Here is a 15,035-nt window from a genome sequence, read left to right on the forward strand (position 1 = left end):
CTAGGACGGCCTCCCGTCCGCGGCCGGGAGGAGCGCAATAGTCGTACCGGCGTGGTCCGCTCGCGGGGCGGGAGGCGCCCCACGGGGCTGCCGGGAGGACGGTCCGGGCGCCCGGGGTGGGTGCCTCGAAACGGATTTGGGTGAACGGCGGCGGAGCGTGTAATGTCTTCATCGCTCGCCCCAATAGCTCAGTCGGCAGAGCGTCTCCATGGTAAGGAGAAGGTCAACGGTTCGATTCCGTTTTGGGGCTCTGGTGTGACTGGCTCCCGTCGCGAGACGGGGTCCGGACCACATCAAAGCGGTGTAGCTCAGTCGGTAGAGCAAGCGGCTCATAATCGCTGTGTCACCGGTTCAAGTCCGGTCACCGCTACTGACAGTAGCCGATTGCGGGGTCGGTCCTTCGATCGGCTACTCTTTCTTGCGTTGAATATGTCCATCCGTTCGTCTTAGGAGCACTCACGTGGCTGCCACCGACGTCCGCCCGAAGATCACGCTGGCCTGCGTGGAGTGCAAGGAGCGGAACTACATCACCAAGAAGAACCGGCGTAACAACCCGGATCGTCTTGAGATGAAGAAGCACTGCCCGCGTTGCAACGCGCACACCGCGCACCGCGAAACGCGATAATTCAGGCTCGTACACGAGGCCGTTCCCGAGAGATCGGGGGCGGCCTCGCGTCGTTGAGGGACCCGTACCGGTCAGTAGAGCTACCAGGAGGTACCGAGCCATGGCGCTCGACCAGTCCTTCGTGGGGCGGACGTACCCGCCCACCGCGCCCTACGAGGTGGGCCGGGAGAAGATCCGTGAGTTCGCCGAGGCGGTCGGGGACGCCAACCCGGCGTACACGGACGCGGAGGCCGCCAAGGCACTCGGTCACCCCGATGTGATCGCCCCGCCGACCTTCGTCTTCGCGATCACCTTCAAGGCCGCCGGCGAGGTCGTCCAGGACCCGCAGCTCGGCCTGGACTACAGCCGCGTGGTGCACGGCGACCAGAAGTTCGCCTACCGCCGCCCGGTCCGCGCCGGCGACCGGCTCACGGTCACCTCGACCATCGAGGCGATCAAGTCCCTCGCGGGCAACGACATCGTGGACATCCGCGGCGAGGTCCACGACGAGGCCGGCGAGCACGTCGTGACCGCCTGGACCAAGCTCGTGGCCCGCGCGGCCGAGGAGGCGTGAGCGACCCCATGACCGCGAAGATCTCCTACACCGACGTCGAGGTCGGCACCGAACTGCCCGCGCAGACCTTCCCCGTGACCCGCGACACCCTCGTCCGGTATGCGGGCGCCTCCGGCGACTTCAACCCGATCCACTGGAACGAGAAGTTCGCCAAGGAGGTCGGCCTGCCCGACGTCATCGCGCACGGCATGTTCACCATGGCCGAAGCGATCCGCGTCGTCACCGACTGGACCGGCGACCCGGGCGCGGTCGTCGAGTACGGCGTCCGCTTCACCAAGCCCGTCGTCGTCCCGAACGACGGCGAGGGCGCCGTGATCGAGGTGGCCGGCAAGGTTGCCGCCCTGCTCGACGACAACACCGTCCGCGTGGACCTGACCGCGACCTGCGCCGGGCAGAAGGTGCTGGGCATGTCCAGGGCGGTCGTACGACTGGCCTGACACGGCCACGACGTGGTGTAAGGGGCGCTCTCCATGGAGGGGCGCCCCTTACGCGTGGAGTGGCTCCTTCTGTGCGTGGCGTGTGCGGGTCATTGCCCGCTTGACGTAGTTAGTGATTGAGCACTAACTTCGAATGCATGGCAAGGATGAGTGCGGAAGAGCGGCGCGAGAGCGTCATCCGGGCGGCGACGACGGAGTTCGCCCGCGGGGGCTACCACGGCACTTCGACCGAGGCGATCGCCCGCCGGGTCGGCGTCTCGCAGCCGTATCTCTTCCGCCTCTTCCCGGGCAAGAAGGCGATCTTCCTGGCGGCGGCCGAGCGGTGCGTCGAGGACACCATCCGGATGTTCGCGGAGGCAGCCGAGGGGCTGGAGGGTGAAGAGGCCCGCCGCGCCATGGGTGATGCGTACGTCGAGACCATCTCCGAACAGCCCGAGCGGCTGATGATGCAGATGCAGATGTACCTCGCCGTGGCGGCCGCGGAGGAGGAAGGGGACCGCGAGTTCGGCGAAGCCGTACGCACGGGCTGGATGCGGCTGTGGGACACCATCCACCTGCCACTCGGCGCCGACGCCCACGAGACGACGACCTTCCTCGCCCAGGGCATGCTCATCAACTGTCTGGTGGCCATGGGCTTCCCGGACGATCACCGGGTCTGGGCGGGGCTGAACCCGTCGGAGTCCGACAGCTGACACGTCAGGGCAAGTAGGCAGGCCTTTTTCATGACCTCGAAAGTTAGTAATCAATAACTAATCGATCACGGCACACACTCCATGGGGGAGCGATGTCACAGCAGACCGCACGTCGCGGGGGAGCCGCCTGGGCCCTCGTCATCACCAGCGTCGCCGGATTCATGGCGGCCCTGGACAACCTCGTCGTCACCACCGCCCTGCCCTCCATCCGCGAGGACCTCGGCGGCGGACTGCACGACCTGGAATGGACCGTGAGCGCCTACACGCTCACCTTCGCCGTCCTGCTGATGTTCGGCGCGGCCCTCGGCGACCGCTTCGGCCGGCGCCGGCTGTTCATCGCCGGACTCGCCGTCTTCACCGGCGCATCCGCCGCCGCGGCCATGGCGCCCGGCATCGACTCCCTCATCGCCGCCCGCGCGATCCAGGGCGTCGGCGCGGCCGTGATGATGCCGCTGACGCTCACCCTGCTGACCGCCGCCGTGCCCGTCGCCAAGCGCGGCATGGCGTACGGCATCTGGGGCGCCGTCAACGGACTCGCCGTCGCCTCCGGGCCGCTCGTCGGCGGCACCCTCACCGAACACATCTCCTGGCAGTGGATCTTCTGGCTGAACGTCCCGCTGGGTCTGGCCCTGCTGCCGCTCGCCCGGCTGCGCCTCGCCGAGTCCCACGGCACCGGAGCCCCGCTCGACGTCCCCGGCACCCTGCTCGCCAGCGGCGGCCTGTTCGGCATCGTCTACGGCCTGGTCCGCGGCCCGGCCGACGGCTGGACCGGATCCCTCGTGCTGACGGGCCTGTTCGCGGGCTCCGCGCTGCTCGCCGGCTTCATCCTCTACAGCACCCGCGCCAAGAACCCCATGCTCCCCATGCGGCTGTTCCGCTCCCGTGCCTTCGCCGGCATCAACGCGGCGAGCCTGCTGATGTTCCTCGGCATGTTCGGCTCGATCTTCCTGCTCAGCCAGTACATGCAGGGCGTCCTCGGCTACTCGCCCACCGAGGCGGGCCTCAGGATGCTGCCCTGGACCGGCATGCCGATGCTGGTCGCCCCGATCGCCGGCATCCTGGCCGACCGCATCGGCGGCCGCCCGGTCGTCGCCACGGGCCTCTTCCTGCAGGCCCTGGGCCTCGGCTACATGGCGGTGGTGGCCACGACCGACGCCTCCTACGGCTCTCAGCTGCCCGCCCTGATCGTCAGCGGCATCGGCATGGCGCTGTACTTCGCCCCCGCCTCGCACCTGGTGATGTCCAGCGTGCGGCCGTCGGAGCAGGGCATCGCCTCCGGGGCCAACAATGCGCTGCGCGAGGTGGGCGGGGCGCTCGGCATCGCCGTCATGGCGTCGATCTTCGCCGCCCAGGGCGGCTACGAGACCGGCCAGACCTTCGTCGACGGCATGCGGCCCGCCCTGGTGACGGGCTCCGCGGTGGTCGCCCTCGCCGGCATCGCCGCCCTGCTCATACCGACCCGCCGGCGCACGGAACGGCAGGAGGACCCGGCCGAACAGGCACCGGTGCTGGAGACGGCCGCCCACTGACCCCCAAGGACCCGAACAAGGAGAAGCGGCATGCCCACCCTTCCCTGGACCGTCCCGAACACCCCGCCCCGCGACACCGAGGTGCACGTCTTCGCCTCCCGCTTCGAGACCCGCACGCTGTGGGGAGCCCTGAAGTTCCTCGCCGGGACGCCCGCCGTCTGGCGGCAGGTCCGCCGCAGCCCCGGCGCCTACGGAGCGACCCTGAAGGCGAAGCCGTTGAAGCGGACCTTCTGGACCCTGTCCGCCTGGGAGTCCAAGGACGCGCTCCACGCCTTCGTCCGCGCGGGCGCCCACGGCCCCTCCTCACGGGGCCTCGCCCCGCAGATGAAGGACTCGGCCTTCACCACCTGGCAGGTGAACAGCGACGAACTCCCGCTGTCCTGGTCCGAGGCGCTCCGCCGCCTGCCCTGACAGCCCACCCCGCGCGCGTGCGGCCCCACTCCCCTTGCGGAGCGGGGCCGCACACACGCATGCCCGGCCCTGTCGGTGCCGTCTCGTACTCTTGAGCCCGTGCAGGAACTCCACGACGCCCCCCTCGCCCCGCTGACGACCTTCCGGCTGGGCGGCCCCGCGACCCGGCTGGTCACCGCGACGACGGACGACGAGGTGATCGCCGCCGTACGGGAAGCCGACGAGGCGGGCACCCCGCTGCTGCTCATCGGCGGCGGCTCGAACCTGGTCATCGGCGACAAGGGCTTCGAGGGCACGGCCCTCGTCCTCGCCACCAAGGGCTACTCCCTCGACGGCACGAACCTGGAGCTCGCGGCCGGCGAGGTCTGGACCGACGCCGTCGCCCGCACGGTCGAGGCGGGCCTGGCCGGCATCGAGTGCCTGGCCGGCATCCCCGGCTCGGCGGGCGCGACCCCCATCCAGAACGTCGGGGCGTACGGCCAGGAGGTCTCCTCGACGATCACCGAGGTCGTCGCCTACGACCGCCGCACCGGCGAGACGGTCACCCTGGCCAACGAGGACTGCGCCTTCTCCTACCGCCACAGCCGCTTCAAGTCCGACCCCGAGCGCTACGTGGTCCTGCGCGTGCGCTTCTCCCTGGAGGACGCCGAGGGCCTCTCCGCGCCCCTCCGCTACGCCGAGACGGCCCGGGCCCTCGGGGTGGAAGCGGGCGACCGCGTCCCCCTCGCGTCGGCCCGCGAGACAGTGCTCAAGCTGCGTGCCGGCAAGGGCATGGTCCTCGACCCCGAGGACCACGACACCTGGTCGGCCGGCTCCTTCTTCACCAACCCGATCCTCACGGACACGGACTTCGCGGCGTTCCGCGCCCGCGTGCGTGAGCGGCTCGGCGACGGGGTGGAGCCTCCCGCGTACCCGGCCGGTGAGGGCCGCACCAAGACCTCCGCGGCCTGGCTGATCGACAAGTCCGGCTTCACCAAGGGCTATGGCGACGGTCCGGCCCGCATCTCCACGAAGCACACGCTGGCCCTCACGAACCGGGGGAGCGCGACCACCGAGGATCTCCTCGCCCTGGCCCGCGAGGTCGTGGCCGGAGTCCACGAGGCCTTCGGAATCACCCTGGTCAACGAGCCGGTGACGGTCGGAGTCAGCCTGTAGGCACCCGACGCCGCTGCTGGGGCCGGGGGGTCCGCAACCCGGCGCCTTGGGGTGCTGCGGCGTCGGTGCTGAGGCCGGGTGGGTCCGCAGCCCGGCGTAGCGGGGTGCCGCTGCGCCCACCCTCCCCCAAGCTCTCGGCTCCGCTCGAGCAGGGGGGACCCCCATCGCCCCTAGCGGCACGCATGCCCGCAGCGGGGGCGGCTCGCAGCTGAGCGGCGCGTGCTCGCAGCTGGGGCGCGCCACGACGCTCCCGCAGCCGCCGTCGTACGCAAGGGGTCGTGTCGGGGGGTGTCCGCCCGCAGCGGTTGGCGCGTCAACGCCAGTCAGTCGGTATGAAGGTCCATCGCGCCGTTCCGAGGACGGACACCCCCCGGCGCGGCCCCGACCCACCACTCGGCACAGTCGAGGACACGAGCTACGACGCCAGCCAGTCGTCCACCCCCGCCAGCAGCTTCGTCTTCACATCCTCCGGCGCCGCCGACCCCCGCACCGACTGCCGAGCCACCTCCGCCAGCTCCGCATCTGTGAACCCGTGATACCGCCGCGCGATCTCGTACTGCGCGGCAAGACGCGACCCGAACAGCAACGGATCGTCCGCGCCCAGCGCCAACGGCACCCCCGCCTCGAACAGCGTCCGCAGCGGCACGTCCTCCGGCTTCTCGTACACCCCCAGCGCCACGTTCGACGCCGGGCACACCTCGCACGTCACCTGCCGGTCCGCCAGCCGCTTCATCAGCCGCGGATCCTCCGCCGCCCGCACCCCGTGCCCCACCCGGTTCGCCCCCAGGTCGTCCAGGCAGTCCCGCACCGACGACGGCCCCGCGAGCTCACCCCCGTGCGGCGCCGACAGCAACCCGGCCTCACGCGCGATCCCGAACGCCCGGTCGAAGTCCCGTGCCATCCCCCGACGCTCGTCGTTCGACAGCCCGAACCCGACGACCCCCCGGTCCGCGTACCTCGTCGCCAGCCGCGCCAGCGTCCGCGCGTCCAGCGGATGCTTCATCCGGTTCGCCGCGACCAGCACCCGCATCCCGAGCCCGGTCTCCCGCGACGTCGTCTCCACCGCGTCGAGGATGACCTCCAGCGCCGGGATCAGCCCGCCCAGCCGCGGCGCGTACGACGTCGGGTCGACCTGGATCTCCAGCCACCCCGACCCGTCCCGCACGTCCTCCTCCGCGGCCTCCCGCACCAGCCGCTGGATGTCCTCCGGCTCCCGCAGGCACGAGCGCGCCGCGTCGTACAGCCGCTGGAAGCGGAACCAACCCCGCTCGTCCGTCGCCCGCAGACTCGGTGGCTCCCCGCCGGCCAGGGCCTCGGTCAGCGCGTCGGGCAACCGCACGCCGTGCTTGTCGGCCAGTTCCAGCACGGTCGAGGGGCGCATCGACCCGGTGAAGTGCAGGTGCAGGTGGGCTTTCGGCAGTTCAGAGACATCACGTTCACGCTCCATCCCAGGATCCTGCCGTATGCCTCAGCAGTCCCGACAGCGTTTTCCCCGAACGTGGTCTTGCTCGCACGCGCACACGACAGAGCGGGCCGCCCCCGCAAGGGGAACGGCCCGCTCCAAACTACTCACGTGAGTAGGCTGGATCAGTCCCTGGCCTCCGCCAGCAGCTTCTGGATCCGGCTCACACCCTCGACCAGATCCTCGTCACCCAGCGCGTACGACAGCCGCAGGTACCCGGGCGTACCGAACGCCTCACCCGGCACCACCGCGACCTCGGACTCCTCCAGGATCAGCGCGGCGAGCTCGACCGTGTCCTTGGGCCGCCGGCCCCGGATCTCCTTGCCGACCAGGGCCTTCACCGACGGGTAGGCGTAGAACGCACCCTCCGGCTCCGGGCACACCACGCCGTCGATCTCGTTCAGCATCCGCACGATGGTCTTGCGCCGCCGGTCGAACGCCTCACGCATCTTCGCGACGGCGTCCAGCTCACCGGAGACGGCGGCCAGCGCGGCCGCCTGGGCGACGTTGGACACGTTCGACGTGGCGTGCGACTGCAGGTTGGTCGCCGCCTTGACGACGTCCTTCGGGCCGATGATCCACCCGACACGCCAGCCGGTCATCGCGTACGTCTTCGCGACACCGTTGACCACGACACACTTGTCGCGCAGTTCCGGCAGCACCGCCGGCAGCGACACGGCGGAGGCGCCGCCGTAGACGAGGTGCTCGTAGATCTCGTCGGTCATCACCCACAGGCCGTGCTCGACGGCCCAGCGGCCGATGGCTTCGGTCTCCTGCTCGCTGTAGACCGCGCCGGTCGGGTTGGACGGGGAGACGAAGAGGACGACCTTCGTCTTCTCCGTGCGCGCCGCCTCCAGCTGCTCGACGGACACCCGGTAGCCGGTCGTCTCGTCGGCGACGACCTCCACCGGGACACCGCCGGCCAGCCGGATCGACTCCGGGTACGTCGTCCAGTACGGCGCGGGCACGATGACCTCGTCGCCCGGGTCGAGGATCGCGGCGAAGGCCTCGTAGATGGCCTGCTTGCCACCGTTGGTGACCAGGATCTGCGACACGTCGGGCTCGTAGCCGGAGTCCCGCAGCGTCTTCGCGGCGATGGCGGCCTTCAGCTCGGGCAGGCCGCCGGCCGGCGTGTAGCGGTGGAACTTCGGGTTCTTGCAGGCCTCGATCGCGGCCTCGACGATGTAGTCCGGGGTGGGGAAGTCGGGCTCACCGGCGCCGAAGCCGATCACCGGCCGCCCTGCGGCCTTGAGGGCCTTGGCCTTGGCGTCCACGGCGAGGGTGGCGGACTCGGAGATCGCGCCGACTCGGGCGGAGACCCGGCGCTCGGTGGGAGGGGTTGCAGCGCTCATGGGCCCCATCGTTTCAGACCGGAAACGCGCGCGGCACGGGGGTTTCACAGACTGAACAACGTCGGGCAAACCCTTGAACAACAGTGCGGATCACCCGCACGGCCTGGGCGATCTTCAGCGCATTCACGTCAGCCCGCCCCCGGTTCCGGAGGCGATCTTGCGCCAACGAGCCCTGTCGCGGGCCCTTTCTGTTCGACGACCGGCCGCCGAGCACGTACACTCTCACCTCGTTGGCCTTCAGCAGGCCGCGCCCGTTCGGTGCACACCAAGCATCCGGATGGATGCGGTACGTTGGGGGACACACAAAGGGTCGTAGCTCAATTGGTAGAGCACTGGTCTCCAAAACCAGCGGTTGGGGGTTCAAGTCCCTCCGGCCCTGCTACACACTCCTTCGCCAGGATGTGTGCGCATGTACGTACAGCAATGCACCGCCGTGCGGCTCAGACCGGGCGCGGCACGGCCACGACCCGGAATCAGGTGAGGACGAGTGACGGACGCCGTGGGCTCCATCGACATGCCTGATGCCCAGGACGAGGCGCCGGAGTCCAAGAAGACTCGCAAGGGCGGCAAGCGCGGCAAGAAGGGCCCGCTGAAGCGGCTCGCCCTCTTCTACCGTCAGATCGTCGCGGAACTGCGCAAGGTCGTCTGGCCGACGCGCAACCAGCTGACGACCTACACGACCGTGGTGATCGTCTTCGTCGTCATCATGATCGGCCTGGTCACCGTGATTGACTATGGGCTCAGCAACGCCGCCAAGTACGTGTTCGGCTGAGCAGTCCGCGAAGAGCGCCGAGGTACCCGGCGCTCCTTTCGCATGTTCCACCCCCATGTATCCAGGAAGAAGCAGCCACCGTGTCTGACCCGAACGTGAACGACGCCATCGAGCCTGTCGAGTCCGTCGAGGACGAGCTCGACATCGTCGAGGGCGCGGACAGCGAGGACACCGAGGCCTCCGCCGAGGTCGAGGCTGCCGACGCCGTCGCGGACGACGCCGCCGCGGCGGAGACCGAGGACGCCGAAGAGGCGGAGACCGAGGACGCCGAAGAGGCCGCGGAAGAACTCGAGGAAGAGCCCGAGGACGACCGCGACCCGATCGAGAAGCTCCGCGAGGAACTGCGGGTCCTGCCCGGCGAGTGGTACGTCATCCACACCTACGCCGGCTACGAGAACCGCGTGAAGACCAACCTCGAGCAGCGCGCCGTCTCGCTGAACGTCGAGGACTACATCTTCCAGGCCGAGGTGCCGCAGGAAGAGGTCGTCCAGATCAAGAACGGCGACCGCAAGACGATCAAGCAGAACAAGCTTCCGGGCTACGTCCTCGTCCGCATGGACCTGACGAACGAGTCCTGGGGTGTCGTCCGCAACACCCCCGGCGTCACCGGCTTCGTGGGCAACGCCTACGACCCGTACCCGCTGACCCTGGACGAGATCGTCAAGATGCTCGCCCCCGAGGCCGAGGAGAAGGCCGCCCGCGAGGCCGCCGAGGCCGAGGGCAAGCCGGCTCCGCAGCGCAAGGTCGAGGTCCAGGTGCTGGACTTCGAGGTCGGCGACTCGGTCACCGTCACCGACGGCCCGTTCGCCACGTTGCAGGCGACCATCAACGAGATCAACCCGGACTCGAAGAAGGTCAAGGGCCTCGTCGAGATCTTCGGCCGCGAGACGCCGGTCGAGCTCTCCTTCGACCAGATCCAGAAGAACTAACTTCCGGACTCACCGCTTCCGCGCAGGTCAGGCGATCGCTCCGGCGCTTGCCTGACCTGCGCGGTTTTTGGCCGCGCATCTATACCCGTTATCGTTGTGCGGTATGCCTGCGTCCGGGTGGTCCCCGTACGCAGGCAGGACCCGAATCGAAAGGACCCGGAGAGCTATGCCTCCCAAGAAGAAGAAGGTCACGGGGCTCATCAAGCTCCAGATCCAGGCCGGTGCCGCCAACCCGGCCCCGCCGGTCGGCCCCGCGCTGGGTCAGCACGGCGTGAACATCATGGAGTTCTGCAAGGCCTACAACGCCGCGACCGAGTCGCAGCGTGGCTGGGTGATCCCGGTGGAGATCACGGTCTACGAGGACCGTTCCTTCACCTTCATCACCAAGACGCCGCCGGCCGCGAAGATGATCCTGAAGGCCGCGGGCATCGAGAAGGGCTCCGGCGAGCCGCACAAGACCAAGGTCGCGAAGATCACGCGTGACCAGGTCCGTGAGATCGCCACGACCAAGATGCCCGACCTCAACGCCAACGACCTGGACGCCGCCGAGAAGATCATCGCCGGCACCGCCCGCTCCATGGGCGTCACGGTCGAGGGCTGAGCCCCAACCACCACCAGTAGTAGTGGCGGGGCCTGCTCGGCCCGGACCACGACTCCTAAGAATCCACAGGAGCAGTAGTGAGCAAGCGCAGCAAGTCCCTTCGCGCTGCGGACGCCAAGGTCGACCGGGAGAAGCTCTACGCCCCGCTCGAGGCCGTCCGTCTCGCCAAGGACACCTCCACGACCAAGTTCGACAGCACCGTCGAGGTCGCCTTCCGCCTGGGTGTCGACCCGCGCAAGGCCGACCAGATGGTCCGTGGCACCGTGAACCTTCCGCACGGCACCGGTAAGACCGCCCGGGTCCTGGTCTTCGCGACCGGTGACCGTGCCGAGGCCGCGCGTGCCGCGGGCGCCGACATCGTCGGCGCCGACGAGCTGATCGACGAGGTGTCGAAGGGCCGTCTGGACTTCGATGCCGTCGTCGCCACCCCGGACCTCATGGGCAAGGTCGGCCGCCTCGGCCGTGTGCTCGGTCCGCGTGGTCTGATGCCGAACCCGAAGACCGGTACCGTCACCCCCGACGTGACCAAGGCCGTCACCGAGATCAAGGGCGGCAAGATCGAGTTCCGCGTCGACAAGCACGCGAACCTGCACTTCATCATCGGCAAGACGTCGTTCGACGACACCAAGCTGGTGGAGAACTACGGCGCGGCCCTGGAGGAGATCCTCCGTCTGAAGCCGTCCGCCGCCAAGGGGCGCTACATCAAGAAGGCCGCCATCAGCACCACGATGGGCCCCGGCATTCCGGTCGACTCCAACCGCACCCGCAACCTCCTCGTCGAGGAGGACCCGGCTGCGGTCTGAGCCTGACGGCTCACCCAACCGGTCACGGGCCCCGCACCTCTTACAGGTGCGGGGCCCGTTCCCTTTTCCGGTACGTACGCCGGTGGCCTGGGTTAACGTGCGGGAACCGGATGCGAACGGGGGACGTATGCAGGGCTCGACCGTGCGCCGCGTGGGCCTGGTGCTCGCGGTGGCGACCGCGCTGACGGGGGTGGTCGCCTGCACATCCCAGGACTCCTCCGACGGCCCCGGCCAGGACGACAGGGCCCCGCACGGGCGCACCCTCGCGGCCCTGCGCTCCGCAGAGCGGGCCACCGAGCACGCCGAGTCCGCCCGGGTCGAGTCCACGACCACCATGGGCTCGCTGATGTCCATGACCGCCGACGGCACCCTCGGCTGGAACGACGGCATCACCGGCACCCTCACCATCACGTACACCGGCGGCACCGTGGCCGACACCATGCGCCGGCTCGGCACCACCTCGATGGAGGCCCGCTATCTGCCCGACGCGTACTACGCGCGCATGGGCGAGAAGTTCGCCGAGAAGTCGGGCGGCAAGCGGTGGATCCGGTACGCCTACGAGGACCTCGAAGCCCTGGCCGGCGGTTCGGGCGGCCACCTCGGCGACCGGATGCGCAGCACCACGCCCAACCAGTCCGTGAAGCTCCTGCTGTCGTCCGGTGACGTCCGGAAGGTCGGCGAGGAGACCGTCCGCGGCCGGTCGGCCACGCACTGGTCCGGCACCGTGGCGACGGCCGACCTCACCGACGCCGGCCTGCGCAGGCAGCTCACCGAGGCCGGTGTGACCACCGAGACCGTCGACATCTGGATCGACGGGCGGAACCTGCTGGTGAAGAAGGTCGAGAAGGCACGGACGGCCTCGGGCCGGATGACCCAGACGGCGCACTACGCCGACTACGGCGCGACCGTCCGGGCCGTGCGCCCCCCGCGGTCCGACACCGGGGACTTCGAGGACCTGATGCGCAAGCAGACCGGCACGCCCTGAGACTCCGTCAATTCGGATAGATCACCTGTGCCCCTCTGGGATACGCTCACTGCCTTGCTGTGAAGCAAGCATGTATTCCTTGGGGGGAATCAATGAGGACATCCATACCTGCTGCCGGGCTGTGTGCCCTGCTCCTCGCCGCCGGTGCGGTCGGCTGCGGTTCCGAGGAGTCGCCGGAGATGACGCCCGCGGCGGCCGTCGCCAAGGCGGCGAAGAACACGGAGGACATCACGTCCCTCCAGTACCGCATGAAGGGCACCGTCCCGGAGTCGGGCCGCGTCGAGGGCGAGGCGTCCATGCGCCTGAAGCCGACGATCGCGATGAGCATGAAGATGAAGGCGCCCGACCAGGGCGCCGGTGAAACCGTCGAGATCCGTCTCGTCGACAAGGCCATGTACCTCGGTGGGGGAGCCGAGATGGCCAAGGAGATGGACGGCAAGCGCTGGCTGAAGTTCGACCTGTCCGGCACCGACGCGGCCAAGGACATGGACCGGATGGGCTCCACGAGCCAGGCCGAGCAGAACCCCGCGGCCGAGTCCACCTTCCTCACGGGCGCCAAGGACGTGAAGAAGGTCGGCAGCGAGAAGGTCGAAGGCGTCGAGACCACTCACTACACGGGCACGGTCACCCTCGACGACCTGCGCGCCTCGCTCAAGGACGACAAGGCGGAGACCCGCAAGCAGCGCGAGAAGAGCATCAAGCAGTACGAGAAGATGGGCGTCGACAAGCTCACGATGGACATGTGGGTCGACGGCGAGGACCACACCAAGCAGTTCCGCATGAAGGGCCAGGCCGACAAGGGCCCGATGGACATGACCATCACCTTCCTCGACTACAACAAGCCGGTCACCGTCACGGCCCCGCCGACCAAGGACGTCGCGGACCTCGGCGAGATGTTCAAGGAGCTGGAGCAGGGCTGAACCGCCCCGCGCTGATCAGCCGTACGGGCGGATTTGCTTGACGGCGATCCGTTCCCGTACTCTCCTACAGAAGCCAAAGACCGCTGGTCGTTACCGCGCGCTCATCAGAGGGCGCGGTGGCCGAAGGATCCGCTGAACGGCGGACGACCCGCGCAGGTGACACTGGAGAAGCTCCCGGAGTCCGCCGCCTCGTGCGTGCGTGAAACCGGTCGAGCTACGCCCCGTGCGCTTGCGCCGGGGCGTTTCGTTTTCCCCAGTCCTCCTTCGGGTCCGCGCGGTCCGACACACCCGGAAGGAGGCCGAGGCTCATGGCGAGGCCTGACAAGGTCGATGCCGTCGAGGAGATGCGGGAGAAGTTCCGCAACTCCAACGCTGCCGTCGTTACCGCGTACACCGGTCTCACCGTCGCGCAGCTCCAGCAGCTGCGTCGTTCACTCGGTGAGAACGCTCAGTACCGTGTGGCGAAGAACACGCTGACCAAGATTGCGGCCAACGAGGCCGGGATCACGACGCTGGACGACCTCTTTGCGGGTTCGTCGGCCGTCGCCTTCGTGACCGGTGACCCGGTCGAGGCGGCGAAGGGTCTCCGTGACTTCGCCAAGGACAACCCCAACCTCGTCATCAAGGGCGGCGTCCTTGACGGCAAGGCGTTGTCCGCCGATGAGATCAAGAAGCTTGCGGACCTCGAGTCCCGCGAGGTTCTGCTCTCCAAGCTGGCGGGTGCCTTCAAGGGCAAGCAGTCCCAGGCTGCTCAGCTCTTCCAGGCGCTTCCCTCGAAGCTCGTCCGCACCGTGGACGCGCTCCGTGCCAAGCAGGACGAGCAGGGCGGTGCCGAGTAACTCGGCTCGCATCCCGGCCGCCGCTGCCTGAACGCGGCGACCGTCGCGGGCCAGACGTACGCCCGCCTCACATGTACATCCGGCACCTGCCGAATTAGTGGAAGGACCGCCATCATGGCGAAGCTCAGCCAGGAAGACCTGCTCGCGCAGTTCGAGGAGATGACCCTCATCGAGCTCTCCGAGTTCGTGAAGGCCTTCGAGGAGAAGTTCGACGTCACCGCCGCCGCCGCGGTCGCCGTTGCGGGCCCCGCCGCCCCCGGCGCCCCGGTCGAGGCCGAGGCCGAGCAGGACGAGTTCGACGTCATCCTCACGGGTGCCGGCGACAAGAAGATCCAGGTCATCAAGGTCGTGCGTGAGCTGACCTCCCTGGGTCTGAAGGAGGCCAAGGACCTCGTGGACGGCGCCCCGAAGCCCGTTCTCGAGAAGGTCGCCAAGGACGCCGCCGAGAAGGCCGCCGAGTCCCTCAAGGGCGCCGGCGCCTCCGTCGAGGTCAAGTAACACCCTCGGATCCGTCAGGATCCACAACACGTCCCACTGGACGTGTAACGCGTAAGCGCGGAAGAGCGATCATCCATCCGGGTGGTCGCTCTTCGGCGTTCTCGGGGGCGGGCCACGGTTGCCTTGAAGCCCCGGTGGCGGGGGGTATGGTGATCTTCGTCGTGTCTCCGGGCGGCCCCGGATCGGGCAGAGGGGCCTTGACGAACCGCACGCAGCGCGCAATTCTCAGGACGCGTCGTCACAGGATCCGAATCCGAGGCATGGATCGGCGACGAAGAGGGCAGTACTAACGTGCGTTGAGGGCAGCGCCGTGTCGCAGGAGTGGAACAACGAGGGTGAACACGGGTTCCAGGACCCGCACTGGACATCAGTGTGCCAAGTGGCTACACTGACCCTTTGCGCTGCCTGTTAGCTGTCCCCTGCCCGTCACCAGGGGTCTGCCCTCGCCCGAGCATCGATGACAAGAAATGTC

At 68.8% G+C, this 15,035-nt stretch carries 17 protein-coding genes and 3 tRNA genes; 18 read left to right on the forward strand and 2 right to left on the reverse strand.

The window, feature by feature from the left end:
- Window positions 1-177 precede the first annotated feature (177 nt).
- The 9 genes from IE153_RS21595 to IE153_RS21635 all read left to right on the forward strand — a co-directional run bounded on the left by IE153_RS21595 (window position 178) and on the right by IE153_RS21635 (window position 5,402).
- Window positions 178-250 (forward strand) — tRNA-Thr (locus IE153_RS21595).
- Window positions 251-297: 47 nt separating this feature from the next.
- A tRNA-Met gene (locus tag IE153_RS21600) sits at window positions 298-370 on the forward strand.
- 90 nt (window positions 371-460) lie between these two features.
- A complete protein-coding gene (gene rpmG, locus IE153_RS21605; protein ID WP_003948671.1) occupies window positions 461-625 on the forward strand; it encodes a 50S ribosomal protein L33 in 165 nt (54 codons plus the stop codon).
- Between the two features lie 100 nt (window positions 626-725).
- Window positions 726-1,178, forward strand: a complete 453-nt coding sequence (locus tag IE153_RS21610) for a MaoC family dehydratase N-terminal domain-containing protein (RefSeq protein ID WP_030839763.1) — start codon at window positions 726-728, stop codon at window positions 1,176-1,178.
- 8 nt (window positions 1,179-1,186) lie between these two features.
- Window positions 1,187-1,615, forward strand: coding sequence for a MaoC family dehydratase (locus IE153_RS21615; RefSeq protein ID WP_189591544.1), 429 nt, complete (start codon window positions 1,187-1,189; stop codon window positions 1,613-1,615).
- Window positions 1,616-1,752: 137 nt separating this feature from the next.
- The gene (locus IE153_RS21620) at window positions 1,753-2,307 is read left to right on the forward strand and encodes a TetR/AcrR family transcriptional regulator (protein ID WP_189591504.1); all 555 of its coding nucleotides are present in this window, start codon (window positions 1,753-1,755) and stop codon (window positions 2,305-2,307) included.
- A gap of 92 nt (window positions 2,308-2,399) precedes the next feature.
- Window positions 2,400-3,836 (forward strand): MFS transporter, encoded by a 1,437-nt coding sequence (locus IE153_RS21625; RefSeq protein WP_189591505.1) that lies wholly within the window; start codon window positions 2,400-2,402, stop codon window positions 3,834-3,836.
- Window positions 3,837-3,866: 30 nt separating this feature from the next.
- Entirely contained in the window at window positions 3,867-4,247 is a 381-nt protein-coding gene (locus IE153_RS21630) for a DUF3291 domain-containing protein (RefSeq protein WP_189591506.1), read from the forward strand.
- 99 nt (window positions 4,248-4,346) lie between these two features.
- On the forward strand, window positions 4,347-5,402 hold the full coding sequence (locus tag IE153_RS21635) for a UDP-N-acetylmuramate dehydrogenase (protein WP_189591507.1): 1,056 nt from the start codon (window positions 4,347-4,349) through the stop codon (window positions 5,400-5,402).
- A gap of 415 nt (window positions 5,403-5,817) precedes the next feature.
- Here the strand turns inward: IE153_RS21635 and IE153_RS21640 are convergent, their stop codons facing one another.
- Window positions 5,818-6,849 (reverse strand): adenosine deaminase, encoded by a 1,032-nt coding sequence (locus tag IE153_RS21640; RefSeq protein ID WP_189591508.1) that lies wholly within the window; start codon window positions 6,847-6,849, stop codon window positions 5,818-5,820.
- A gap of 140 nt (window positions 6,850-6,989) precedes the next feature.
- A complete protein-coding gene (locus IE153_RS21645) occupies window positions 6,990-8,216 on the reverse strand; it encodes a pyridoxal phosphate-dependent aminotransferase (RefSeq protein WP_031102574.1) in 1,227 nt (408 codons plus the stop codon).
- Between the two features lie 306 nt (window positions 8,217-8,522).
- On the opposite strand from IE153_RS21645, the gene IE153_RS21650 reads away from it, so the two are divergent.
- From IE153_RS21650 to rplL, 9 genes are all read left to right on the forward strand, one after another.
- Window positions 8,523-8,595 (forward strand) — tRNA-Trp (locus IE153_RS21650).
- Between the two features lie 108 nt (window positions 8,596-8,703).
- Window positions 8,704-8,988, forward strand: a complete 285-nt coding sequence (secE, locus tag IE153_RS21655; RefSeq protein ID WP_185012667.1) for a preprotein translocase subunit SecE — start codon at window positions 8,704-8,706, stop codon at window positions 8,986-8,988.
- Between the two features lie 80 nt (window positions 8,989-9,068).
- Window positions 9,069-9,917, forward strand: coding sequence for a transcription termination/antitermination protein NusG (gene nusG / locus IE153_RS21660; RefSeq protein ID WP_189591509.1), 849 nt, complete (start codon window positions 9,069-9,071; stop codon window positions 9,915-9,917).
- 166 nt (window positions 9,918-10,083) lie between these two features.
- Window positions 10,084-10,518 carry a 50S ribosomal protein L11 gene (gene rplK, locus IE153_RS21665; protein ID WP_003992325.1) on the forward strand — a complete coding sequence of 145 codons (435 nt, stop codon included), beginning with the start codon at window positions 10,084-10,086 and terminating at the stop codon, window positions 10,516-10,518.
- A gap of 77 nt (window positions 10,519-10,595) precedes the next feature.
- Window positions 10,596-11,321: a 50S ribosomal protein L1 gene (rplA, locus tag IE153_RS21670; protein WP_097219215.1), complete on the forward strand. Its 726-nt coding sequence runs from the start codon at window positions 10,596-10,598 to the stop codon at window positions 11,319-11,321.
- Window positions 11,322-11,448: 127 nt separating this feature from the next.
- Window positions 11,449-12,306, forward strand: a complete 858-nt coding sequence (locus IE153_RS21675) for an SCO4651 family lipoprotein (protein WP_189591510.1) — start codon at window positions 11,449-11,451, stop codon at window positions 12,304-12,306.
- Window positions 12,307-12,398: 92 nt separating this feature from the next.
- Window positions 12,399-13,226: an SCO4651 family lipoprotein gene (locus tag IE153_RS21680; protein ID WP_189591511.1), complete on the forward strand. Its 828-nt coding sequence runs from the start codon at window positions 12,399-12,401 to the stop codon at window positions 13,224-13,226.
- 308 nt (window positions 13,227-13,534) lie between these two features.
- Window positions 13,535-14,065 (forward strand): 50S ribosomal protein L10, encoded by a 531-nt coding sequence (gene rplJ / locus IE153_RS21685; protein ID WP_189591512.1) that lies wholly within the window; start codon window positions 13,535-13,537, stop codon window positions 14,063-14,065.
- Between the two features lie 114 nt (window positions 14,066-14,179).
- Window positions 14,180-14,563: a 50S ribosomal protein L7/L12 gene (gene rplL, locus IE153_RS21690; RefSeq protein WP_189591513.1), complete on the forward strand. Its 384-nt coding sequence runs from the start codon at window positions 14,180-14,182 to the stop codon at window positions 14,561-14,563.
- Window positions 14,564-15,035 lie beyond the last annotated feature (472 nt).

Source organism: Streptomyces massasporeus (assembly GCF_014648995.1).
Lineage (GTDB): Bacteria > Actinomycetota > Actinomycetes > Streptomycetales > Streptomycetaceae > Streptomyces > Streptomyces massasporeus.